Annotated in this window: 22 protein-coding genes and 1 pseudogene; 8 read left to right on the top strand and 15 right to left on the bottom strand. The window is 67.8% G+C overall.

Annotated features, from left to right (window positions below):
- Positions 1–268: 268 nt before the first annotated feature.
- From Sa4125_RS00115 to gshB, 4 genes and pseudogenes are all read right to left on the bottom strand, one after another.
- Complete coding sequence (locus Sa4125_RS00115; RefSeq protein ID WP_224002366.1) at positions 269–457, bottom strand: hypothetical protein; 189 nt, start codon at positions 455–457, stop codon at positions 269–271.
- Positions 454–732, bottom strand: coding sequence for a hypothetical protein (locus Sa4125_RS00110; RefSeq protein ID WP_224002365.1), 279 nt, complete (start codon positions 730–732; stop codon positions 454–456). Before Sa4125_RS00110 ends, Sa4125_RS00115 begins: the two co-directional genes overlap by 4 nt.
- Before the next feature lie 91 nt (positions 733–823).
- Positions 824–1470: pseudogene (locus Sa4125_RS00105) on the bottom strand (magnesium chelatase domain-containing protein); the annotation flags it as partial.
- Positions 1471–1644: 174 nt separating this feature from the next.
- A complete protein-coding gene (gene gshB / locus Sa4125_RS00100; RefSeq protein WP_224002363.1) occupies positions 1645–2595 on the bottom strand; it encodes a glutathione synthase in 951 nt (316 codons plus the stop codon).
- A gap of 148 nt (positions 2596–2743) precedes the next feature.
- Between gshB and Sa4125_RS00095 the strand changes: the two genes are divergently transcribed.
- Together Sa4125_RS00095 and Sa4125_RS00090 are read left to right on the top strand one after the other, a co-directional pair.
- Positions 2744–2986 carry a type II toxin-antitoxin system prevent-host-death family antitoxin gene (locus Sa4125_RS00095; protein WP_224002361.1) on the top strand — a complete coding sequence of 81 codons (243 nt, stop codon included), beginning with the start codon at positions 2744–2746 and terminating at the stop codon, positions 2984–2986.
- Positions 2987–3415: a type II toxin-antitoxin system VapC family toxin gene (locus Sa4125_RS00090; RefSeq protein WP_224002352.1), complete on the top strand. Its 429-nt coding sequence runs from the start codon at positions 2987–2989 to the stop codon at positions 3413–3415.
- Positions 3416–3421: 6 nt separating this feature from the next.
- Here the strand turns inward: Sa4125_RS00090 and Sa4125_RS00085 are convergent, their stop codons facing one another.
- The 5 genes from Sa4125_RS00085 to rph are packed head-to-tail and all read right to left on the bottom strand — an operon-like array spanning position 3422 to position 7433.
- Positions 3422–3808: a YraN family protein gene (locus tag Sa4125_RS00085; RefSeq protein ID WP_224002350.1), complete on the bottom strand. Its 387-nt coding sequence runs from the start codon at positions 3806–3808 to the stop codon at positions 3422–3424.
- Between the two features lie 4 nt (positions 3809–3812).
- Positions 3813–4793, bottom strand: coding sequence for a 16S rRNA (cytidine(1402)-2'-O)-methyltransferase (gene rsmI, locus Sa4125_RS00080; RefSeq protein ID WP_224002348.1), 981 nt, complete (start codon positions 4791–4793; stop codon positions 3813–3815).
- 9 nt (positions 4794–4802) lie between these two features.
- Entirely contained in the window at positions 4803–6020 is a 1218-nt protein-coding gene (gene hemW / locus Sa4125_RS00075; protein WP_224002346.1) for a radical SAM family heme chaperone HemW, read from the bottom strand.
- 7 nt (positions 6021–6027) lie between these two features.
- Positions 6028–6705 (bottom strand): non-canonical purine NTP pyrophosphatase, encoded by a 678-nt coding sequence (locus Sa4125_RS00070; protein ID WP_224002344.1) that lies wholly within the window; start codon positions 6703–6705, stop codon positions 6028–6030.
- An 11-nt stretch (positions 6706–6716) separates the two neighbouring features.
- Positions 6717–7433, bottom strand: coding sequence for a ribonuclease PH (gene rph, locus Sa4125_RS00065; protein ID WP_188848882.1), 717 nt, complete (start codon positions 7431–7433; stop codon positions 6717–6719).
- Between the two features lie 239 nt (positions 7434–7672).
- On the opposite strand from rph, the gene hrcA reads away from it, so the two are divergent.
- Positions 7673–8773, top strand: a complete 1101-nt coding sequence (gene hrcA / locus Sa4125_RS00060; RefSeq protein ID WP_224002342.1) for a heat-inducible transcriptional repressor HrcA — start codon at positions 7673–7675, stop codon at positions 8771–8773.
- A 183-nt stretch (positions 8774–8956) separates the two neighbouring features.
- Entirely contained in the window at positions 8957–9631 is a 675-nt protein-coding gene (grpE, locus tag Sa4125_RS00055; protein WP_224002340.1) for a nucleotide exchange factor GrpE, read from the top strand.
- A gap of 202 nt (positions 9632–9833) precedes the next feature.
- On the opposite strand, the gene folD is transcribed toward grpE, so the two are convergent.
- Complete coding sequence (folD, locus tag Sa4125_RS00050; protein ID WP_224002338.1) at positions 9834–10733, bottom strand: bifunctional methylenetetrahydrofolate dehydrogenase/methenyltetrahydrofolate cyclohydrolase FolD; 900 nt, start codon at positions 10731–10733, stop codon at positions 9834–9836.
- 296 nt (positions 10734–11029) lie between these two features.
- Here folD and Sa4125_RS00045 point away from each other — a divergent pair, with 296 nt between their 5' ends.
- The 4 genes from Sa4125_RS00045 to Sa4125_RS00030 all read left to right on the top strand — a co-directional run bounded on the left by Sa4125_RS00045 (position 11030) and on the right by Sa4125_RS00030 (position 17408).
- Entirely contained in the window at positions 11030–12940 is a 1911-nt protein-coding gene (locus tag Sa4125_RS00045; RefSeq protein WP_224002336.1) for a methyl-accepting chemotaxis protein, read from the top strand.
- 409 nt (positions 12941–13349) lie between these two features.
- Positions 13350–15254 (top strand): methyl-accepting chemotaxis protein, encoded by a 1905-nt coding sequence (locus tag Sa4125_RS00040; protein ID WP_224002328.1) that lies wholly within the window; start codon positions 13350–13352, stop codon positions 15252–15254.
- Between the two features lie 417 nt (positions 15255–15671).
- Positions 15672–16703 carry an LLM class flavin-dependent oxidoreductase gene (locus Sa4125_RS00035; protein WP_224002320.1) on the top strand — a complete coding sequence of 344 codons (1032 nt, stop codon included), beginning with the start codon at positions 15672–15674 and terminating at the stop codon, positions 16701–16703.
- Between the two features lie 198 nt (positions 16704–16901).
- Positions 16902–17408 carry a cupin domain-containing protein gene (locus tag Sa4125_RS00030; RefSeq protein ID WP_224002318.1) on the top strand — a complete coding sequence of 169 codons (507 nt, stop codon included), beginning with the start codon at positions 16902–16904 and terminating at the stop codon, positions 17406–17408.
- Between the two features lie 96 nt (positions 17409–17504).
- Here the strand turns inward: Sa4125_RS00030 and Sa4125_RS00025 are convergent, their stop codons facing one another.
- The 5 genes from Sa4125_RS00025 to dnaA form a co-directional block, all read right to left on the bottom strand.
- Positions 17505–17732, bottom strand: a complete 228-nt coding sequence (locus Sa4125_RS00025; protein WP_224002316.1) for a hypothetical protein — start codon at positions 17730–17732, stop codon at positions 17505–17507.
- 243 nt (positions 17733–17975) lie between these two features.
- Positions 17976–18764, bottom strand: coding sequence for a molybdopterin-synthase adenylyltransferase MoeB (gene moeB, locus Sa4125_RS00020; protein WP_224002314.1), 789 nt, complete (start codon positions 18762–18764; stop codon positions 17976–17978).
- Positions 18761–19861, bottom strand: coding sequence for a DNA replication/repair protein RecF (recF, locus tag Sa4125_RS00015; protein WP_224008192.1), 1101 nt, complete (start codon positions 19859–19861; stop codon positions 18761–18763). Before recF ends, moeB begins: the two co-directional genes overlap by 4 nt.
- Positions 19862–19971: 110 nt before the next feature.
- Positions 19972–21090 carry a DNA polymerase III subunit beta gene (gene dnaN, locus Sa4125_RS00010; RefSeq protein ID WP_224002312.1) on the bottom strand — a complete coding sequence of 373 codons (1119 nt, stop codon included), beginning with the start codon at positions 21088–21090 and terminating at the stop codon, positions 19972–19974.
- 148 nt (positions 21091–21238) lie between these two features.
- Positions 21239–22729: a chromosomal replication initiator protein DnaA gene (dnaA, locus tag Sa4125_RS00005; protein WP_224002310.1), complete on the bottom strand. Its 1491-nt coding sequence runs from the start codon at positions 22727–22729 to the stop codon at positions 21239–21241.
- Positions 22730–22829: the final 100 nt, after the last annotated feature.

Here is a 22829-nt window from a genome sequence, read left to right as displayed (position 1 = left end):
GTGGGCTTGGACACCACCCGAACCGTCTTTGCCGCTCCTGTCGAACGCCGACGCGCAGGAAGAGGCCAGCAAGGACGGAAGACCCTGCCGGGGGCGTGGTGTGCTCGTCGGGGGTGGTCGGTCCCGCCCCGCCTGCGGCGCCGCTCCTGCGGCTACCCCGGGAACCGATCTCGCACCCGAGAACTCCCGCGTCGTCCGCCAAGGGGCGGTCGCGATGCTCGCCGCTCCGGTACTCTGAGTCCGCGTTCAAGCCGACGAGAGCGACGGCTCACGTCGGCGGGGTGCTGCGCGTCAGCAGGTACGCGGCGAAGCCGACGAACCCGGCGAGGGCAGCCAGCCGGAACCACTCGCCAGCCAGGACCCGCAGACGATCTTGCCGGGACAACGACGCGAGCCAGGCCGCATGGTCGGCCTGCCGCGTCTTCTCGTATGCGTCATCCGTGCGCCAGCCCATCATTCCCACCCCTCTTCGCGCCAGATCGGGCGCCGGATCGTGACGACCCATTGAAGTCGTCGGACCACTAGGCCCGCTCGCTCCTCCGGCAGAACCGGCGACCATACGCGGATACGCAGGTAGTCCCGTCGACCGCATGCCTCGCAGGTCGATCGACGCGGGATCGTATCGATGTCGATGTCGCCGAGCAACGTCCGCAGATCCGCAGGTAGGTAGTGGTGGCTCGTCCTGCACAAGTTGCAGCCGATCGTCACGACCTGACCGTTGTCGTGTGCCATCGTGAGCAGGAATCCAGTCGTGTATAGGCTACGCCCATGGAGAACACTCCACTGAGTCGTCAAGACCCGCGATCCTGCTGTTTATGTATCACACCATGAGGAGATTGTGGCCACCGGCGGCCGCGATCTCGAGCGCGCGCTTGGCGACGATCTGACCCTTGATCTCGCTGAGGTCGGCGCCGCCCTCGGGCGCGCTGCGGATCGCCGGCTCGGGCCGGCCGAGAACCTGCGTGCCGCGAAAATGGTTGGCAAGCTGGATGAGACTGCGCGGCGCGACGATCGGCATGTCGGCGCTGGCCCAGGCCGCTTCCGATCCACAGGCTGCCGGGCAGATCAGGCCGACGCCGATCGCGTTCGCTCCCATGGCGGCGGGCAGGACGCCGGCGACGGCGGCGATCATGCCGTCGACGAGAGCTCGCCGAGAACGAGAAAGCCGGCAAGAGCGTCGGACGGAATGGCGCCCAGCGCCGCCATCAGTCCGAGGGCAATCGGCAGGTCGTAATGGCTTCCCTCCTTCGGGAGGTCGGCCGGGGCGAGATTGACCGTCACCTTCTTCGGCGGCATCGACAGGCCGGAAGCATGCAGGGCCGCCTGGACCCGCTCGCGGCTCTCGGCCACGGCCTTGTCGGCCAGGCCGACGATCTGCATCCCCATCTTGCCCGGCGCGATCATCACCTGGACATCGATGGGGATCGCCTCGACCCCCTGGAATGCCACCGTCCTCACCCGCGACACCATCCGGCGCCCTCCCACCGCAGGCGCCGTCCGGCGCCCGCAACCCGTGGATGTTCTCCTAAGATAAACCTATCTTACTTATCTGGATAAAGCAAGAACGAGAAGTGAACAAAACCAGCCGAATCGGTTTTGCCGACGCGCTCGAAAATTTGCTTAAAATCAAATTAACTTTGCATGTCAGCGGCCGGTGCCCGTCCTTGCCTCGATGGCATCCCACAAAAGGCTGGCGATATCGGCGCCGCCAAAGCGCTTGACCTCGCGGATGCCGGTCGGGGACGTGACGTTGATCTCGGTCAGATAGTCGCCGATGACGTCGATGCCGACGAAGAGAAGGCCGCGCTCCTTCAGCGCGGGGCCGATCCGCGCGCAGATCTCGCGCTCGCGCTCCGTCAGTTCCGTCGCCTCGGCCCTTCCGCCGACATGCATGTTCGAGCGGGCATCGGTCTCCGACGGCACGCGGTTGATCGCGCCGGCGAACTCGCCGTCGACGAGGATGATGCGCTTGTCGCCCTTGCGCACGTCGCTGAGATAGCGCTGGACGATGAAAGGCTCGCGGAAGAGCAGCGCAAAGGTCTCCATGAAGGAGGTGAGGTTGCGGTCCTCTTTCGTGATGTGGAAGACGCCGGCCCCGCCATTGCCGTAGAGCGGCTTCATGACGATCTCGCCGAACTCGGCGCGGAAGGCGGCGACCTCCAGCGGATCCTTGGTGATCAGCGTGTCCGGCATCAGGTCGGGAAATTCGGTGACGAAGATCTTCTCCGGCGCGTTGCGTACCGCGGCCGGGTCGTTGACGACGAGCGTCTTCGGGTGAACCCGCTCGAGGATGTGCGTCGAGGTGATGTAGGCCATGTCGAAAGGCGGGTCCTGGCGCAGCAGCACCACGTCGGTATCGGCAAGGTCGATGCGCTCCTGCGGCCCGAGCGTGAAGTGGTTGCCCTCTTCCTCGCGCAGCACCATCGGCTCGGCCCGCGCCGTGGCCCGGCCATCGCGCATCGACAGGCGCTCGGGCGTGTAGTGGTAGAGGCTGTGTCCGCGGCGCTGGGCTTCCAGCGACAGGGCGAAGGTGCTGTCGCCCTTGATCGAGATCGACGAGACATGGTCCATCTGGACCGCGACGGTAAGGGCCATGGGGCGCTCCTTCGGGCATTGGTTGCCGGGGAGGTATCGGGGAAACGCGCCGCTGGCAATCGCGCCGTCGGTGAACGGTGGCGGTGGACGTGCTAAGCATGGCGCCGCGACGACCAAGCAGGCGATGAGACGATCCGAGGAGGCGATCATGGACTGGCGCATGAAGGATGCCGAGACCCGGATCGGCGAGATCATCGACCGCGCCCTCAGCGAGGGACCGCAGACGATTCTGCGCGAGGGCGAGGCGGTGGTGGTCGTCAAGGCGGCGGATTATTCACGGCTTGTCCCACAGCCGAGCTTCAAAGAGCACCTCTTGAACGGTCCCTCATTCGAAGGGCTTGATCTGGAGCGCGACAAAAGCTCTCCCCGCGAAGTGGACTTTGAATTCTAGATGCCGTTTCTCGTCGACACCTGTGTCATCTCTGAGCTTTACAAGCCGGCGCCCGACGTCAACGTTCGTCGGGTCGTCGAAAGCCAGAGGTCCGAGGACCTCTTTGTGAGCGTGACGACGCTCGCGGAGATCCGTCGGGGTCTCCTGATCCTTCCGCAGGGGCGAAGAAGAAGTGAATTGGCTGCGTGGGCGAAACGAACCGAAGAATGGTATGCCGACCGGATCATCGGCATCGACCATCAGGTGGCAAGGACATGGGCCGAAAGGGCTGCCCACGCACGTCTTCGTGGCCGCCATTTCGGACTTGCCGACGGACCGATCGCGGCCACCGCCATCTGTCATGGCTTGACCGTACTCACCCGAAACACGGCTGATTTTCAACAGACCGGGGTGGCACTCAGCAATCCGTGGATCGCGTCGGCAAACTAGCTAGCTCTATCTCCCCCGCCAGGCATCCGTCACATGCACCGGCCAGCGCCGCGGCAGCACGGCGACGATGTCGAAGCGCAGCGAGAGCCTGGCATGGTCGCGCTGCCGGGCCAGCCAGAGGTCGGCGGCGCGCTCGATGCGGCGCTGCGCTGCCGGGCCGACGGCGTCCATCGCCTCTTCCAAACTCGCGCGGGCCTTGACCTCGACGATGGCGACGAGGTCGCCGCGGCGGGCGATGAGGTCGATCTCGCCGAGTTTCGTGCGGTGCCGCGTGGCGAGGATGCGATACCCCTTGAGGCGCAGCGCCCAGGCGGCGAGCCATTCGCCGCGGTGGCCGCGGGCGAAGCGCCGGCGGCGTTCCTCGGGTCCGCGCGGGGCCGCCGGCCGCGCCATGGCGCTAGCGCGGCGCCTTCAGCGCCAGGGCGCGGGCATAGAGGTCGCGGCGCGGCAGGCCGGTGAGGCGTGCGGCCTCCTGCGCCGCCTGCGTCGGCTTCATCTCCTGGAGCAACCCGGCAAGGATCGCATCCGTGTCCTCGAAGCTCGCGGCGGCCTCCGCCGGCGGCGGCGCGATGCAGACGACGATCTCGCCGCGCACCCGCTCCATCGCCGCGAACTCAGCCGCCAGCGTCGAGAGAGTGCCGCGGTAGATCGTCTCGTAGGCCTTGGTCAGCTCGCGGCAGACGGCGGCGGGGCGATCGGCGCCGAAGACGGCGGCCATGTCGGCGAGGGCGTCGGCGATGCGGTGCGGCGCCTCGAAGAGGACGAGGGTGCCGGGGATGCGCGTCAGTTCCGTCAGCCGCGCCCGCCGCGCGCCTTGCTTTTGCGGGGTGAAGCCGGCGAAGAAGAAGGCGTCCGACGGCAGGCCGGAGGCGAGGAGCGCCGCCATCACCGCCGAGGCGCCGGGGATCGGGATCACCGCAATGCCGGCTTCGATAGCGAGACCGACGAGGCGGAAGCCGGGATCGGAGACGAGCGGCGTGCCGGCATCCGAGACCAGCGCGACGCTTTTGCCCGCGACGAGCTCGGCGAGGAGGCCCGCGCCGGACTCCTCCGCATTGTGCTCGTGATAGGGCGTCATCCGCCGCTTGATGCCGTAGCGCGCGAGCAGCGTCGCGGTGACGCGCGTGTCCTCGCAGGCCAGCCGGTCGGCACCGGCGATGACCTCCAGCGCCCGGAGCGTGATGTCGGAGAGATGGCCGATGGGCGTCGCCACGAGATAGAGCCCGGGCTCCGGCCGGTGCCCGAGAAACGCCTTGTCGCGGACGCGAAAGCCGAGTGTCGCGTCCGCGCCGCCGGCAGCACCGCGGTCGTCGACACGGGACGGCTCGGCGGGCTCCAGGGCCTCGGGAAGGTCGTCTTCACTTCGCTCGGGGGTCATGCCGCCAGCCTAGCAGAGATCGGCGACGACGGCGTCGAGGACCAGCATGCCGGCCGGCGTCGCGCGGATGCGGTCGGGGCCGAGGCGCTCGACCATGCCGTGCGCCTTGAGATCGGCCTCGCTGACGGGGTCGATGTCGCGGCCGGTCAGCCGGCGCCAGCGGGCGAGGTCGATGCCTTCGGTCAGCCTGAGGCCCATCAGCAGCAACTCGTCCGCCTCCTCCGACGGCGACAGCGTGTCGTCGGTCACGATGCCATTGTCCCAGTCCTCGACCATCTTCAGCCAGGTCTCGGGATGGCGCTCGGTGGCGATCGCCTGGCGCCCATCGGGACCCATCAGCCGCCCATGCGCGCCGGGACCGACGCCGGCATAGAGGCCGTAGCGCCAGTAGCTGAGGTTGTGGCGCGATTCGGCGCCCGGCACGGCATGGTTGGAGATCTCGTAGGCCGGCAGGCCGCGGGCCGCCGTCAGGGTCTGCGTCGCCTCGTAGAGTGCCGCCGACAGCTCGCCGTCCGGCACCGGCAGCTTGCCGGCCTTGCGCAAGGCATAGAACGGCGTGCCCTCCTCGATGGTCAACTGATAGAGCGACAGATGGTCGGCGGCGAGGTCGATCGCCTGGGTGAGTTCGGCCTGCCAGCCCTCGACGGTCTGGCCAGGCCGGGCATAGATCAGGTCGAAGGACAGGCGCGGAAAGATCTCGCGGGCGAGGCCAATCGCCTGCAGCGCCTGGCCGACATTGTGCAACCGGCCGAGAAACTTCAGATCCCGATCGTTCAGCGCCTGGACGCCGAGCGAGACGCGGTTGACGCCGGCCGCGCGGTAGCCGCGGAAGCGCTCGGCCTCGACGCTGGACGGATTGGCCTCGAGCGTGATCTCGGCATCCGCATCGACCGGCCAGGCGCGCCCGATGGCGTCGAGGATCGCCCCGACGGTGCGCGGCTGCATCAGCGACGGCGTTCCGCCGCCGAGAAAGATCGAGGTCACCCGCTCGCCGGCCGAGCGCCGCGCCATCTCGCCGATCTCGCGGGTGAAGGCCGCGGTGTAGCGTTCCTGGTCGATCGCCTGGTGGCGGACATGGCTGTTGAAGTCGCAATAGGGGCACTTCGCCGCGCAGAACGGCCAGTGCACGTAGACGCCAAAACCCGGTTCGCGCGCCACGGGCGGAAAGCTGCGGACCGTCGCAGACGGGGCAGAAGCGTCCGGGGGCAAAGCGGGCGTCTCGGTCATCCCGCGCTCATCCGACGGCGTCCGGCCGGGCGGCGGGTCGGATGCCCTCCGGAAAGGCCTCGGCGACGAGCTTCTGCACCGAGCGGGCGCGGTGCGACAGCGGGCCGGGCGCGGTCCAGATCGAGCCGTGCTTCTCCTCGGCGCTCATTTCGCCATAGGTGCGCGTCTCGCCATCCGGCATGAAGACCGGATCATAGCCATAGGCCATGTCGCCGTGCCGCCCCGGCCAGACCAGCGTTCCCCGGCGCTCGCCGAGATATTCCTGGGTGTGGCCGTCGGGCCAGGCGAGGCAGAGCAGCGAGACGAAGGTCGCGCCGCGCCGTGCGGGCTCGGTGGCGCCGGCCTGGTGCAGCTTCTCCTCGACGAGGCGCATGGCCATCGACCAGTCGCGGTCGGGGCCGGCCCAGTCGGCCGTGTAGACGCCGGGCGCGCCGTCCAGGGCGTCGACGCAGAGGCCGGAATCGTCGGCAAGCGCCACTTCTCCCGCCGCCGTCGCGGAAGCGAGCGCCTTGATCCGGGCGTTCTCGACGAAGGTCGTGCCGGTCTCGTCGGGTTCGGGCAGGCCGAGCTCGCCGGCGGTGACGAGGTCGATCGCAAGACCGCCGAACAGGAAGTCGAGTTCGCGGATCTTGCCCTTGTTGTGGCTGGCGACGAGGAGCCTCTTGCCGTCGATCCTGCGGTTCATCTCGAAATCCCTCAGGCGATCGCCTGGCGCTGCAGTTCGACGAGCGTGCCGATGCCGCCCTTGGCGAGGGCAAGCAGGCTCGCCAGCTCCGCCTCGCTGAACGGCTCCTTTTCGGCCGTGCCCTGGATCTCGACGATGCCGCCGCGGCCGGTCATGACGAAATTGGCGTCGGTGTCGGCGGCCGAATCCTCGAGATAGTCGAGGTCGAGCACCGGCTCGCCCTTGTAGATGCCGCAGGAGATCGCCGCGATGTGGTCCTTCAGGACCTTCGAGCGCGTGACCATGCCGCGCCCTTCCATCCAGGCGAGGCAGTCGTTGAGGGCGACGAAGGCGCCGGTGATGCCGGCCGTGCGGGTGCCGCCATCGGCCTGGATGACATCGCAGTCGATGGTGATCTGGCGCTCGCCGAGGGCTTCCAGATCGACCACGGCGCGCATCGAGCGGCCGATCAGGCGCTGGATTTCCTGGGTGCGCCCGGACTGCTTGCCGCTCGACGCCTCGCGCCGCATGCGATCGCCCGTGGCGCGCGGCAGCATGCCGTATTCGGCGGTGACCCAGCCCTTGCCGGAATTCTTCAGGAAGGGCGGCACGCGCTCCTCGAGGCTCGCCATGCACAGGACATGCGTATTGCCGAACTTGACGAGGCACGAGCCCTCGGCATGGAGGGACACGCCGCGTTCGAGCGAGACGGCGCGCAATTCGTCATTGGCGCGTTTGGAAGGCCGCATGGTTCAGATCCCTGGTCGCTACTGTGTGAGGGCGCATGCTCATGCGATTCCCGTCGAACCGGCGTTTAACCACGAGCCGGGGGCCATGGGCAAAATAAATCCGGCCAAAGCGGTTCGAAACGCGCTGCCATGGGTTGTTGGCGAACCGGCCACCGTCCGACTCGGCGTCGCCCATCCTTGCCACTTGGACAGTTTCTTCAAGCACCGTATAGTGATGGCCGATGCTGAGAGAACGCCCGATGAACGAGTTCAGACTGCCCGCACCGGATTTTCCCGCGATGCTGGACGAGCGGTCGCGGGACATCTTTCGCCTGATCGTCGAATCCTATCTCGACCTCGGCGAACCCGTGGGATCGCGTGCTCTGTCCAAGCTGCTGACGACGGCGCTCTCGCCGGCCTCGGTGCGCAACGTGATGAGCGATCTCGAGACACTCGGCCTCATCTATTCGCCCCATATCAGCGCCGGACGCATGCCGACCGAGCTTGGCCTGCGCTTCTTCGTCGACGCCTTCCTCGAAATCGGCGACCTGCCGCAGGGCGAGCGGGAGGCGATCGAGGAAAAGGTCAAGGCGACGGGGGATCTCCGGCCGTTCGATTCGCTCCTGACGGAGGCGAGCCAACTCCTGTCGGGCCTCTCGCGCGGCGCAGGTCTCGTGCTGACGGCGAAGACGGACATGCGCCTGAAGCACATCGAGTTCATCCGGCTGGAGCCGACGAAGGCGCTCGCCGTCCTCGTCGGCGAAAAGGGCGACGTCGAGAACCGGGTGATCGACCTCCCGGCCGGCGTCACGGCCGCGCAGATCGTCGAGGCCTCCAACTTCCTCAACGCCCATGTCGTCGGCCGCACTCTCGGCGAGGCGCGCGACCGCGTGCAGGCCTTGAAGGACGAGGCCGCGACGGCGCTCGACATCCTCAGCCAGGGCCTTGTCGAAAAAGGCCTTGCCGTCTGGTCGGGAGCGGCCTCCGGCCAGCCGTCACGGCTGATCGTCCGCGGCAGGGCCAACCTCCTCGAAAACGTCACGGCGTCGGACGACCTCGACCGGCTGCGGCTCCTCTTCGACGAGCTGGAGACCAAGAGCGGCATCATCGAACTGCTCGACCTTGCCGAGACGGGCAATGGCGTCAGGATCTTCATCGGCTCGGAGAACAAGCTGTTCTCGCTGTCGGGCTCCTCGCTCGTCGTCGCGCCCTACAGCGACGGCGACCAGAAGGTCATCGGCGCCGTCGGCGTGATCGGTCCGACACGGCTCAACTATCGCCGCATCGTGCCGATGGTCGACTACACCGCCCGCCTCGTCTCGCGGCTCCTGGCGCAGGTCGCGGCGGCGCGGCGGTCCTGATCGCCGAAGGCCCCGGACGGGTGGCGCCAGCCAGCCGTCCGGGCCGATCGGATTGCCGAAAGCCTTGATTTTCCGCTCGCCGCATTCGATATCCCGGGCACAGCACATTTCAACGATCCACCCCTTCCGATCCTCCTGCGAGAGTCGGCAGCGAGGGTGCGAAACGCGAGGATTTTGACCATCATGACGAGCGACACCGAAGACCGCGGCAACGAGACCCACGTCGACCCGGCGCCGGAGGCCGCATCGCAGGGTGCCCGCGAGCGCTCGCCATTCGAGCGCGGCGACTATTCCGAGGATGAGGCCGAGGCCTTCATCGCCAGCATCGCCGCCGAGCGGATCGAGGGGCTCGAGACCGAGAACGCCGATCTGAAGGACCGCATGCTCCGGCTCGCCGCCGACATGGAGAATCTGCGCCGGCGCACCGAGCGCGAGGTCAAGGACGCCCGTACCTACGCGGTCACCGGCTTTGCCCGCGAGATGCTGTCGGTCATGGACAATCTCCGCCGCACCATCGCCGCCGTGCCGGAAGGCGCCCGCGAGGGTGGCGAGACCGGCCTTGCGACGCTTCTCGACGGCGTCGAACTGACCGAGCGCGGCATGCTGGCGACGCTGGAGAAGTTCGGCGTCAAGAAGCTCGAGCCCGAAGGCGAACGCTTCGACCCGAATTTCCACCAGGCGATGTTCGAGGTTCCGAACGCCGAGGTTGCCAACAACACCGTCGTCCAGGTCGTTCAGGACGGCTACGCCATCGGCGACCGGGTCCTGCGCCCCGCCATGGTCGGTGTCGCCAAGGGCGGCCCGAAGGTGATGGCGGAGCCGAAGCCTGTGGACGGGACGAGCGACGACGCAGCCTGAGGAGCGACGGCGGCAGCCAGTTCAGGCTGCGGCTGAAGCCCGTTCAGGCTGGGCCGCCGTCCATTCAAGCTGGGATCGCGGCCCCTTCAACCGAGAGCCGCGGCCCGATCACGTTAGTCATCCTGGCCTTGAGCCGGGATGACGCATCTAATGGTGCCGCACGATAGGCGGCCCCCAATCGGACCATACGACCGACGGCTGTTCAGAACCGCGGCGCCACCTTGCCCGCCGCGCGATAGGCGGCCGTCACCGTGTTCGCCATCAGCATCGCGATGGTCATCGGGCCGACGCCGCCGGGCACCGGCGTGATCGCGGCGGCCCGTTCGGACGCTTCGGCGAAGGCGACGTCGCCGACGAGGCGCGTCTTGGCGGCGCCACGCTCTGGCGCGTCGACGCGGTTGATGCCGACGTCGATGACGACGGCCCCCTCCTTCACCCAGTCGCCGCGGATCATTTCCGGGCGGCCGACGGCGGCGACGAGGATGTCCGCGGCGCGGCAGACCGCGGCCAGGTCCTTCGTGCGCGAATGGGCGATCGTCACCGTGGCGTTGGCGGCCAGGAGCAGCTGCGCCATCGGCTTTCCCACGATGTTGGAGCGCCCGACGACCACCGCCGTCTTGCCCGAGAGGTCGTCGCCGAGAACTTTTCTCAGCATCACCATGGATCCGGCCGGCGTACAGGGCACGAAAGCCTCTTCGATCGCGCCGGTGCCGAGCCGGCCGACATTGAGGAGATGGAAACCGTCGACGTCCTTGTCGGCATTGATGGTCTGGATGACGCGGTTGGCGTCGATCTGCGGCGGCAGCGGCAATTGAACGAGGATGCCGTGGATCGCCGCATCGGCGTTGAGGTCGGCAATGACGGCAAGAAGCGCCGCCTCGGCTGTTTCCGCCGGAAGGACGCGCTTGACCGAGTGGAAGCCGCAGTCCTCGGCCATCCTCGCCTTGGCGCCGACATAGACCTGGCTGGCCGGATCCTCGCCGACGATCACGACGGCAAGGCCCGGCACGGTCTCGGGCGCGAGTGCCGCCGTCGCCGTCTTCACCTCGTCGATGATAGCGGCCGCCATGGCCTTGCCGTCGATTCGCGTCGCTGCCGTCATGTTGGTCTCCACATTCGCTCGCCGTTTATAGCGGGATGTCCGGGAAAAGCGCGAGAGGCGGCGGTCGATCCGCCGCGCGGACGTTGGCATGTCTGCCGACCGTCGATTGCCGGGATTGCCTGGTACGGACCATGGAAGAACCATCCGCTGGACAGCGGCAGTATTTTAAGTTCTTGCGGCCATCAATGGGGAAAGAGCAGCCGTGCCCGGACAGAGCGCCGGATCATCCGCTGACAGACATCGACCTTGCCAAGCCCCTGATCTGGCGGCGACGGCGTAGTCCCGGGGGCCCTTCCATGCTCAGCAAAGTCTCATTGTCAGCCAGGGTTTCGCTGATGGTCGTCGGGTCGCTGGCGATCCTGACGCTGCTTTTCGGCATCGCCGGTAGCCTTCTCCTGCGCGGCGAAGGCGTCGAACGGGCTGCCGCCCGGCAGATGACGAACATGGGTGTCGCCTGGCAGGTGCTGACGACCTATGGCAAGGAGTTTCGCGTCGAGAGCGATAGCCTCTATGCCGGCGCGCAGAAGCTGAACGGTTTCTTCGAGCCGGTGGACAGGGTGACGGAACTGGTCGGCGGCACCGCGACGGTCTTCATGGGCGACACGCGCATCGCCACGAACGTCAAGAAGCCGGATGGCAGCCGCGCCGTCGGAACCAAGCTCGCACCCGGCCCGGTGCACGACGCGCTGTTCGTCGCAGGCCAGCCTTTTCGTGGTGAGGCCGACATTCTCGGCACGCCCTTCTACACCGCCTATGATCCGATCAAGGATGCTGCCGGCAAGACCATCGGCGTCCTGTACGTCGGCATTCCGAAAGCCGAATTCGTTTCCGGGATCACCGCATTGCAGTGGCGCCTCGGTTTGATCTCCGTGGTGGCGGCCCTTGTCATCGGTCTTGTCGCGCTCTGGCTCGCCCGTCGCATGTTTGCGCCGCTCAAAAGCCTTGCCGAGACCGTCGCGGCCGTTGCCGACGGCAGGACCGATGTCGTCGTCGTCGGACAACAGCGCGGCGACGAGATCGGCCGCATGGCCGGATCCGTGGAGCATCTGCGCCATGCGGTGCTCGATCAGAAGCGGTTGAAAGCGGAGGCCGCCGCAACCGTTGCCGCCCAGGAGGCCGAGCGCATCGAGCAGGAGGCGCTGGGCGAGGGCTATGTCAAGGCGCACGCCTTCTTCATGAGCGAGGTCGAGACGGGCTTCCAGCGTCTGGCGGCCGGTGACCTTCTGGCCCGCTTGGACAAGCCTTTCTCGTCCGACTACGAGCCCATGCGCGGCCTGTTCAACGACAGCGTCGGCAAGCTGGAGGAGGCGATGGGATCGGTGGTTCATTCGATCACCGCCATCCGCACCGGCCTGACCGAGATCACCGTCGCCTCGAACGACCTCGCCCAGCGCACCGAGCAGCAGGCGGCGAGCCTCGAGGAGACGGTCGCGGCGCTGTCGGAAGTGACGACGGGCGTGAACCAGACGGCGGATGGCGCAGCCCGTGCCCAGGTCGGCGCGACGGCGGCGCAGAAGAATGCCGAGAAGGGTGGCGAGATCGTCGCCAAGGCGGTCGCGGCGATGAGCCAGATCGAGCATTCCTCGGAGGAAATCGGCAAGATCATCGGCGTCATCGACGAGATCGCCTTCCAGACCAACCTTCTGGCCCTCAACGCCGGCGTCGAGGCGGCGCGGGCGGGCGAGGCGGGCCGCGGCTTTGCCGTCGTCGCGCAGGAAGTGCGCGGGCTCGCCCAGCGCTCGGCGGAAGCGGCCAAGGAGATCAAGGCGCTGATCTCGACCTCGTCGAAACAGGTCGGCGAGGGCGTCGAGCTGGTGACGGCGTCGGGCAAGTCGCTGGATGCCATCGTCACGCAGGTCGCGGAGATGTCGGCGGTCGTCGCCGAGATCGCCCGCAGCGCCAAGGAGCAGGCGATCTCGCTGCGCGAGGTCTCGGGCGCCGCCGACCAGATGGACAAGGTCACGCAGCAGAACGCCGCGATGGTGGAAGAGACGACGGCCGCCGCGCAGAACCTCTCGGACGAGACCGAGGACCTGGCAGGGTTGATCGGCCGCTTCCAGACCCGGGCCACCCTGTCGTCCGGCATGAGGCCGACACGGGCAAGCCCGCCAAGACCAGCGCAACCCGTCGCGCAGCTGCGCAACAACGGCCGAGACGGCGTCGCACCGCAGTCCCGGCTGAGCGAGGAAAGTTGGGCGGAGTTCTAGAGCGTCGGGCGAAAAAGTGGGAACCGGTTTTTCGCAGTATCCGGCGCGGCAACTTGAAAGCCAGCTCTGCGGGCACGATCCGGCACGGCAACCTCCCGGCTCTCCGGTGTCCTGCCGGAACATGGAATCGCGGCAACGGAAGAGAAGCCATCGCGCTCGGGACTCGGAGCCGGCAACATCGCGGCGGCCGGCCTGCGGTTCCCGGGCCGGACGCAGCCGCGACGTCTCTCCGTGCCGGCAGAGACGCACCCGCGTCGTCAACAATAGTCGGCAGAAAACCGACTCTTAAGCTGATCATCAGGCCCGGATCTGGCCCCGATCGGCAACAGAACCTTAGACTCTTTGCCGTAAAGCGGTCTGATCGGTGCCCGCTTCGTCAGTGCGGGACATGTGCGAGGTGGGAAGAACGATGTTTTTGGCCAATTTGAAGATTTCGCAAAAGATCTCGGCGGCGTTCGTCTGCCTCGTTGTGGCGGCGGCCGGCATGGGCGGGACCGTCTACACGCAGCTCGGCGAAATGAGTGCCGCCACCGACAACATCAAGCACCACACGGAAGTCACGACGATCAGCACCGCGACGCGGCTCGGCCTGTCGCGCATGGAGGCCGGACTGCGGGCTTTCATGCTGACACGCAACGACCGCTATACCCTGGCGATGGACAAGCGCGCCGCCGCGATCGCCGCCGATGTCGACAAGATCCGGGCCCTTGACCCGGATCGCGCCAAAGACCTCGACGCGATCACGGCTGCCGTCGCTGCGTGGCGCAGCAATGTCGCCGCGCCGATCATCACCCTCTCGCGCGACGAGGCAACGCTTCCGCAGGCGCTGGCCCTTTTTGCCAGCGACGCCGCCGACAAGGCGATCGAAGACGCCGAGAATGCCATCGACGCCATCGTGACTTCGGAGCAGGCCGCCGTCGCGGAGGCCTGGACGATCGAGACCGAGGCCAATTCCACCTCGGTGACGGCGCTGGTGGCCGGCATCGGCTTCCTGATCCTCTTTTCGGTCGCACTGGGCTGGCTTCTGGCACGGGGCATCGCGACCCCCGTCGTCGCCATGACCGAGGCCATGCGCAGGCTGGCGGCGGGCGACAAGAGCATCGAGGTTCCCGCCACCGGGCGCGGCGACGAGATCGGCCTGATGGCCGGCGCCGTCGAGGCCTTCAAGCAGGCGGCGATCGACCAGGAACGTCTGGCGGCCGAGGCGGCATCTGCGCGGGCGGCGCAGGCAAGCCAGCGCGAGCGGCAGTCGGCCATCGATCAGTCCAAGGAAGAGGACCTGCGCACCTTCGTGCACGCGGTCGAGAACAGCTTCGACGCTCTGTCGGCGGGCGATCTGACGGTGCGCATGGATCAGGCCGTGGCGCCGGAGTTCGAGCCGATCCGGGAGAAGTTCAATGCCAGCGTCGCCGAGCTGGAAGCCGCCATCGGCGGCGTCGCCGGGGGCGTGGCGACGCTGCGCACCGGTCTTGCCGAAATCTCCGTCGCCTCCAACGACCTCGCCCAGCGCACCGAGCAGCAGGCGGCGAGCCTCGAGGAGACGGTCGCGGCGCTGTCGGAAGTGACGACGGGCGTCAACCAGACGGCGGAGGGCGCAGCCCAGGCCCAGGTCGGCGCGACGGCGGCGCAGAAGAATGCCGAGAAGGGCGGCGAGATCGTCGCCAAGGCGGTCGCGGCGATGAGCCAGATCGAGCATTCCTCGGAGGAAATCGGCAAGATCATCGGCGTCATCGACGAGATCGCCTTCCAGACCAACCTTCTGGCCCTCAACGCCGGCGTCGAGGCGGCGCGGGCGGGCGAGGCGGGCCGCGGCTTTGCCGTCGTCGCGCAGGAAGTGCGCGGGCTCGCCCAGCGCTCGGCGGAAGCGGCCAAGGAGATCAAGGCGCTGATCTCGACCTCGTCGAAACAGGTCGGCGAGGGCGTCGAGCTGGTGACGGCGTCGGGCAAGTCGCTGGATGCCATCGTCACGCAGGTCGCGGAGATGTCGGCGGTGGTCGCCGAGATCGCCCGCAGCGCCAAGGAACAGGCGATCTCGCTGCGCGAGGTCTCGGGCGCGGCCGACCAGATGGACAAGGTCACGCAGCAGAACGCCGCGATGGTCGAGGAGGCGACGGCCGCGGCGCAGACGCTGTCGGACGAGACCGACGAGCTCGCCGCCATGGTCGAGCGCTTCACCACCAGGACCGGCCACGCCGGCAAGGCCGCCCCGGCGCGCAGCCAGCCGTCCCGGCCGTCCGCCCGCCCGGTGACGCAGATGCGCACCACCGGCCAAGGCGGCGCCGCCCCGGCGGCCGAGGGCTGGGAAGAGTTCTGAATTCGTCCAGCCTGAAAACCGGACGGTCGGCCGAGACGCCGGTCGGCCGGTTCGCCAGGCTCCGTCGGCGCTGATACCCGGCCCGCTCTCCCCTCGGTTGCGACAGGCGGACGATCGCCAGCCTGCCGCACAAAGATCGCCTTCGCGTCCGAATGCGGCGCGAGACAGCGGCCCGGAGATGCGGCGGCAATCGGCCCCTCTCCTGCGGCCGCGCTGGCTGGGCCGGGACCGAGTGCCGCCGAGCCAAGGGGTGCCACGTCAGGTCTGGTTGACGCTTCGTTCAACCACGGCACCGTCTTTCACGGGCAGACGCGGTTGCGCGCCATACACGGAAAACCTAATTCCGCTCCCACCGGGCCAGCAGGCAACGGCATGACGCGGCTTTTGCCGTCGCAGTCCCCATCGGCGGAGATCCCCTTGGCCCAGTCTCTCGAACTTGGACTAGACACTTTCGGCGACGTGACCCGGGGATCCGACCGGAATCCTGAGACCACGGCCCAGGTGATTCGCGATCTCGTCGACCAGGCTGTCCTTGCGGACGCGGTCGGGCTCGACTTCTTCGGCGTCGGCGAGCATCACCGCGCCGATTTCGCCGTATCGGCGCCCGAGGTCGTCCTCGCCGCCATCGCCGCGCGGACGCGCCGCATCCGGCTCGGCTCGGCCGTCACGGTCCTCAGCTCGGACGATCCGATCCGCGTCTTCCAGCGCTTCGCGACGCTCGACGCGCTGTCGAACGGGAGGGCCGAGGTCATTCTCGGCCGGGGATCCTTCACCGAATCCTTTCCCCTCTTCGGCTTCGCGCTCGACCGCTACGAGACGCTCTTCGACGACAAGCTCGACCTGTTTTCGGCCCTGATCAGCCGCGACCGCATCGACTGGCAGGGCCATACGCGGCCGCCCCTCGCCGGACAGGAGGTCTTTCCGAAGATCGAGAATGGCCGGCTGAAGACCTGGATCGGCGTCGGCGGCAGCCCGGAATCGGTGGTGCGGGCGGCGCGATACGACCTGCCGATGATGCTCGCCATCATCGGCGGCGATCCCGCGCGCTTCCGCTCCTATGTCGACCTCTACGCCCGCGCCTTCGCGCAGCTGGAACAGGCGGTGCAGCCGATCGGCGTGCACTCTCCCGGCCATGTCGGCGAGAGCGACGAGACGGCGCGCGAGGAGTTCTGGCCGGACTACAAGGCGATGCACGACCGCATCGGCGCCGGGCGCGGCTGGCCGCCGCTTGCCCGCGCCGCCTTCGATCAGGAAATCGCCCGGGGCTCGCTCTATGTCGGCTCGCCCGAGACGGTGGCGAAAAAGATCGCGACGACGGCCCGGACGCTCGGACTTGCCCGCTTCGACCTGAAATACAGCGCCGGCCCGCTGCCGCACGACAGGCTCATGTCATGTATCGGCCTCTACGGCGAAAAGGTCGCGCCGATGGTCCGCGACATGCTGGCGTGATCGTGGGTGCCTGACCGGCCCCGCCGGACGAGGCTGGCGCGGCCGAGGCCTGTGCCACCCGGGACGCCCGGTCGGCAATCCAATTGAGTAGGCCTGATCGAGGGGCTTGATCGAGGGGCTTGATCGAGCAGTCCTGACCAGCACAGGGGCTCGCATGAGCGGGCCGGCCGCGCTAGCGTCACGTCCGGAGGACACGACATGACGCATGATCACGACGCAGCGCCCGGCAGCGAGACCCCGCAGGCCGAGCCCCGATGGAAGCACGACGGCATCCGCGTCATCAAGGGCGACCAGCTGGATCCCAATACCGCCCAGACGCCCGGCATGTTCCGTCAGGCGGCGATCAACCATGCCCGTGTCGGGGCCGAGAAGATCTGGGCCGGGACGGTCAGCATCGCTCCGGACGCCAAAACCGGCGTGCACCATCACGGTGCGCTCGAAAGCGTCATCTATGTGCTGAGGGGCCGGGCGCGGCTGCGCTGGGGCGAGCGGCTGGAATTCGTCGCCGAGGCCGAGGCCGGCGACTTCATCTTCGTGCCGCCCTTCGTGCCGCACCAGGAGATCAACGCCGATCCCGGCCAGACACTCGAATGTGTGCTGGTGCGCTCGGACAACGAGGCGGTGGTCGTCAACATCACCGACATCGACCCGGTCGAAAGGCCGGAAGACGTGTACTGGGTCGACCCCCTCCACCGCCACCCCTGAGGGCGACGTTCTCGCAGCCGACCGCGAGCCGGGACGAGCCCTCCCCGGCCGGCGCGTGAGGCGGAGGCGTTGGCCTTGACCGCCTCGCTGATGGGTTCACCGGCCCTTGCGGCCCGCCGCGACGCGCTCGCAGACCCGCTTCTTCACCGTTACCACCCTGCCGTTCCTCCGCACTTTGACGCGCTCCACATGACATTTCTCGATGGTCTTCGGTGGCGAACCATCGCGGCCCTTGGAGGATTCGCGCGCATCGGCCGAGGCCGCGAAGCTGCCGAGTGAAAGGGCCGTGGCGAGGGCGAGGGTAGCGAGCTTGGATATGCGCATGCAACTGATCTCCTTGGGATGCCCGGGATGAACCCGCGCAGGCAGCGGATGTTGCGTTGCACAATCCTCCCAATTGTAACGGAAGGTCTCCGCTTTGTTTTCCGCCGGCCCCAGCCCGTGTCGCCGCCGGGCATGGACGGCGCGAGCTGTGTCGCCTGCCGGATCCATCCAGGGCCAGACGCCTCCCTTGCATGCATCACTCGGCATCGAGCTTGCCTCGACAGGACAAGCACGCAGGGCGCCTCAGTCCCTGGCAGGCGCCGCCTTGCTGCGGCGATAGCGGATCGTCTCGAAGCGCATCTGCAGGACGTCGACGAGGAGAAGACGCCCGAGCAACGGCTCACCGATGCCGCAGACGAGCTTGATCGCCTCCGCCGCCGCCAGCGTGCCGAGGATGCCGGTGACGACGCCGAGAATGCCGGCCTCGGCGCAGCTTGGCACGAGGCCCGCCGGCGGCGCTTCGGGAAAGAGGTCGCGATAGCCCGGCAGCGCGTTGCCGTCGGCGTTCGTGGCATAGGGCATGAGCGTCGTCAGCGAGCCGTTGAAGCGGTTCACCGCCGCCGTCACGAGAGGCCTTTCCGCGGCGGCGCAGAGATCGGCGAGGGCGTAGCGGGTGGCGAAATTGTCCGAGCCGTCGATGACGAGATCGTAGGCGGCGACGATGGCAGCGCCGTTCGCAGCGTCGATCCGCACGCCATGCGGAGACATCGCGACATGCGGATTGAGCGCGGCGACGCGCTCGGCGGCGCTGTCGAGTTTGGCCCGTCCGATGTCGGCGGTGCCATGCAGGACCTGGCGCTGCAGGTTGGACAGGGAGACGGTATCATCGTCGGCGATGCCGATCGTGCCGACGCCGGCGGCGGCAAGATAGAGAACCACCGGCGAGCCGATGCCGCCGGCGCCTATGACGAGGATTCTGGCCCGCTTCAGCTTTTGCTGGCCGGCGCCGCCCACCTCCGGCAGGACGATATGCCGGGCATAGCGGCCGAGTTCGTCCGACGACAGCGGATCGCCTGACTTGTCCTGCGTCATTCCACTCTCCCGTCGTCGACGCGCAGATGCTGCGCGCGGCCTTCCAGCGCCTCGAAAAGAGAGGCATCGGTGCCTGTCATGAAGGACTGCACGCCGAGCCCGTCGATGATGTCGAACAGCGCCGCCCGCCGTCCGGGATCGAGATGGGCGGCGATCTCGTCGAGAAGAAGGACGGGCGCGGTGCCGGTCATCGCCCTGACGAGCTTGGCATGGGCAAGGATCAGGCCGATGAGAAGCGCCTTCTGCTCGCCGGTCGAGGACAGCGCCGCCGGCATCGCCTTGGCGCGGTGGGTGACGGAAAGATCGGCGCGGTGCGGCCCCTCCAGCGTGCGGCCGGCGGCACGGTCCAGCCCGCGCTGGCGGGCCAGGCGCAGGCGCGCCTCGTCCTCGCGCGCCACCGCCGGACCGCCGAGGTCTTCGGTCTCGTAGCCACTGGAGAGAAGGAGGTCGGCCTTCGGAAAAGGCTGGTCGGCCGGCGCCTCGGCGATCATCGCCTGGATGAGGCCGACGAGTTCGCTGCGGGCGATCGCCATGGCGAGTCCGAGCTCGGCCATCTGCGCCTCGATGCCGGAGAGCCAGGAATCATTGCCGCGGTCCTCCGACAGGAGACGGTTGCGCGAGCGCATGGCGCGTTCGTAGTCGGCGGCCCTGCGGCCATGGGCGGGGTCGACGGTGAGGACGAGGCGGTCGAGGAAGCGGCGGCGCTCGCCCGCCGCCCCCGTGAACAGGCCGTCCATCGCCGGGGTCAGCCAGACGATGCGCAGGTGATCCAGCATCTCGTCGGCGCTCCTGGCCTGCGTCTCGTTGATCCTGACGATGCGCGACAGGGCGCCCGAAGCGTCGGGGCGCGCGGAGGTGGCGATGTCGACCTCGCCGTCGTCGCCGAGGAGTCTTGCCTGCACGGCAAAGCCGCCGCTGCCGCCGACCCGCGCGATCTCGGGATAGGCGGCGCGCCGAAGTCCCCTGCCCGGCGTCAGCAGCGACACGGCTTCCATGAGATTGGACTTGCCCGCACCGTTCTCCCCGGTGAGCACGGTGAAGCGAGAGGCAAGCTCCAGGCGAAGCACCTCGTAATTGCGGAAATCGGCAAGCCGCAGGCTGAAGAGGCGCGAGCACCCGGCAGCGGACGGCGAACGCTGTCCGCCCTGCGCCTCGTCGCCGCCTTGCAAGGGCGCCAGATCGTTTGCGTTGGGAAGCGTGACGGGCGTCACACCCGCATGGGCATCAGCACGTAGAGCGTGCCGTCGTCACCGCCGTCCTTGATGAGGGTGGGCGATCCCGGGTCGGCCAGCATGAACACCGCCTCGTCGCCGGAGAGCTGGCCGGTGATGTCGAGGAGATAGCGTGCGTTGAAGCCGATCTCGATGTCGTCGGACTCGTAGCCGACGGCAAGCTCCTCCGTCGCGGTGCCCGAATCCGGGCTGTTCACGGTCAGCGTCAGCTGGCCTGCGGTGACCGCGAGCTTCACCGCCCGGCCGCGCTCCGACGAGATCGTCGACACGCGGTCGACGGCAGCTGAAAACGACTGCCGGTCGAGCGTCAGCGCCTTGTCGTTGCCCTGCGGGATGACGCGCTGATAGTCGGGGAAAGTGCCGTCGATCAGCTTCGAGGTCATCACCACGGGGCCGATGGTGAAGCGGATCTTGGAATCGGAAAGTTCGACCAGGATGTCGTCGCCGCCATCATCGAGCAGCTTTTGCAACTCGCCGACCGTTTTTCGGGGGATGATGATGCCGGGCATCCCCTCCGAGCCGGCGGGCGCTTCCATCTCGGCGCGGGCGAGGCGATGGCCGTCGGTCGCCACCGCCCGCAGCCGCAGCTTGCCTTCCGATTCGATGGTGTGAAGAAAAATGCCGTTCAGATAATAGCGCGTCTCCTCGGTCGAGATCGCGAACTGCGTGCGCTCGACGAGGCGGGCGAGCGAGGCCGCCGGGATCTTGAAGGAATGCGAGAAGGTGCCGGCGGTGATGTCGGGGAAATCGGATTCCGGCAGGCACTGCAGGCGAAAGTTCGAGCGGCCCGCGGTGACCGTCATCTGGGTGCCCTCGGCATACGTGGCGAGCTTCACCTCCGAGCCGTCGGCGAGCTTGCGCACGATATCGTAGAGGAGATGCGCGGGAACCGTCGTCGCGCCTTCCTGCTCGCCATTGGCCGCCACGGTCTCGGTGATCTCGAGGTCGAGATCGGTTGCCTTCAGCCGGAGCGCGCCGTCCTCGGTCTTGACCAGAACGTTGGACAGGATCGGGATGGTGTTGCGCCGCTCGACCACGCGGTGCACGTGGCCCAGCGTCTTCAACAGGTTGGAACGCTCGATGATGATACGCATGTGAGGCAACCAATTCGTTCGAAGAAGCGCCGTGAAGAGGCGCTCCCCTCGGGAGTCCGAACCTTTTAGAGGCTCGTGGACCGCTTGAAAAGCCTTTGCCGGCGCGGCATCCGCGATGCGGCGGCCGCGGCGCAGAGGCCGTGCCGGCCTATTCCTCGATCATGCGGCGGATGAGGTCGAGCTCCTCGCCGAGCTTCTCGTCCTTGGCCCGCTCGCCCTCGATCTTGCGCACGGCGTGGAGGACCGTGGTGTGGTCCCGCCCGCCGAAACGCCGGCCGATTTCGGGCAGCGAGCGCGGCGTCATGGTCTTGGCCAGATACATCGCGATCTGCCGCGGGCGCACGATCGTGCGGGTCCGGCGGGCCGAGAGGATGTCGGTGCGCGAGATGTTGTAGTGGCGCGAGACGAATTTGAGGATGTCCTCGATCCGGATGCGCTTCTCGCCGTTCGTGCGCGTCAGCGAGTTCAGGAGATCGTCGAGATGGTCGGCCGAGAGCGGCTGGCCGACGGCATGGCGGAAGGCGATCTGGTTGAACGCGCCTTCGAGATCGCGGCCAGAGCCAATGACGCGGCGGGCGATCGTGTCGACCACCTTGTCGTCGATCGCAAAAGTCGGGTCCTCGAGTTTCAGGGCCGCCGTGCGCGTGGTCAGGATCTCCTTGCGCATGTCGAAGTCGGGCGCGGCCATCTCGATCGCAACGCCGCCGGCAAGGCGCGAGCGCACGCGCGCATCGAGCGATTCCAGCTCGAAGGCCGGGCGGTCGGCGGCGACGATCACCTGCCGGGCCGAATCGATCAGGGCGTTGAGGAGATGGCAGAACTCCTGCTGGATCGACTTGCCCTGCAGGAACTGCATGTCGTCGATGATCAGGATGTCGATGCCGCGAAGATTCTCCTTGAAGTCGAGCGCCTGGTTGTCGCGGATCGCGGTGGCGAAGCGCCACATGAAATATTCGGCCGTGAGGTAGACGACCCGCGGCTGATCGGCCCGGCGCGTCGCGGCATTGGCGATGGCCTGCAGGAGGTGCGTCTTGCCCAGGCCGACATTGGCGTGGACGAAGAGCGGGTTGAAGCGCACCGACTGCGGGCCGTTTTCGGCGATCGCCTTGGCGGCGGCCAATGCCACCCGGTTCGACGCGCCCTCGACGAAGGTGTCGAAGACATAGCGGTTGTCGAGCGGCGAGCCGAAGCCGTTGCCGCTGTGGGGACCCTGCGCGCCGTTTTGGGCCCGTTCGCGCGTCGAAGGATCGAAGGCCGACTGGTTGGCCGGCGAAGGGAGGCTGGCTGAAGCCGTCTTGCGCTCCGTCGCGGCGGAGGCCGCCAGCGCCAGATCCCGCGCGGCGGCGGCGGCCTGGCTCCGGATGGCGGAGCGGACGGCGATGTCGACCTTCAGCGTTCCCGGCACTTCCTCGGCGAAAATGGCGAGCAGGATGTCGCTGTAGTGGGAGTTGATCCAGGTCTTCAGGAAGGCCGTCGGGACGGACAGCCGCACCAGGCCCTTGGAGACCTCGTCGATCTTCATGCGCTCGAACCAGCTGGCAAAGATATCCTGGCCGAGCTGCGCCTTCAGCCGGGCCTTCGCCCGCTCGAGGATCTCGGTATCGCTTCGCACGCCGCTGATCGCCTGAATCTCTGCCATGCCGTCGTCGTCCGTTCTATCATTCCGTCCGTCCCTGACGGCACTCGCTGGGTTCGACATGCTCCGCATCCTGGCCGAGGAAGGCTCAAACGCGCGCATC

It is taken from the genome of Aureimonas sp. SA4125 (genome assembly GCF_019973775.1).
Lineage (GTDB): Bacteria > Pseudomonadota > Alphaproteobacteria > Rhizobiales > Rhizobiaceae > Plantimonas.
This window is presented reverse-complemented; position numbering and strand designations above follow the sequence as displayed.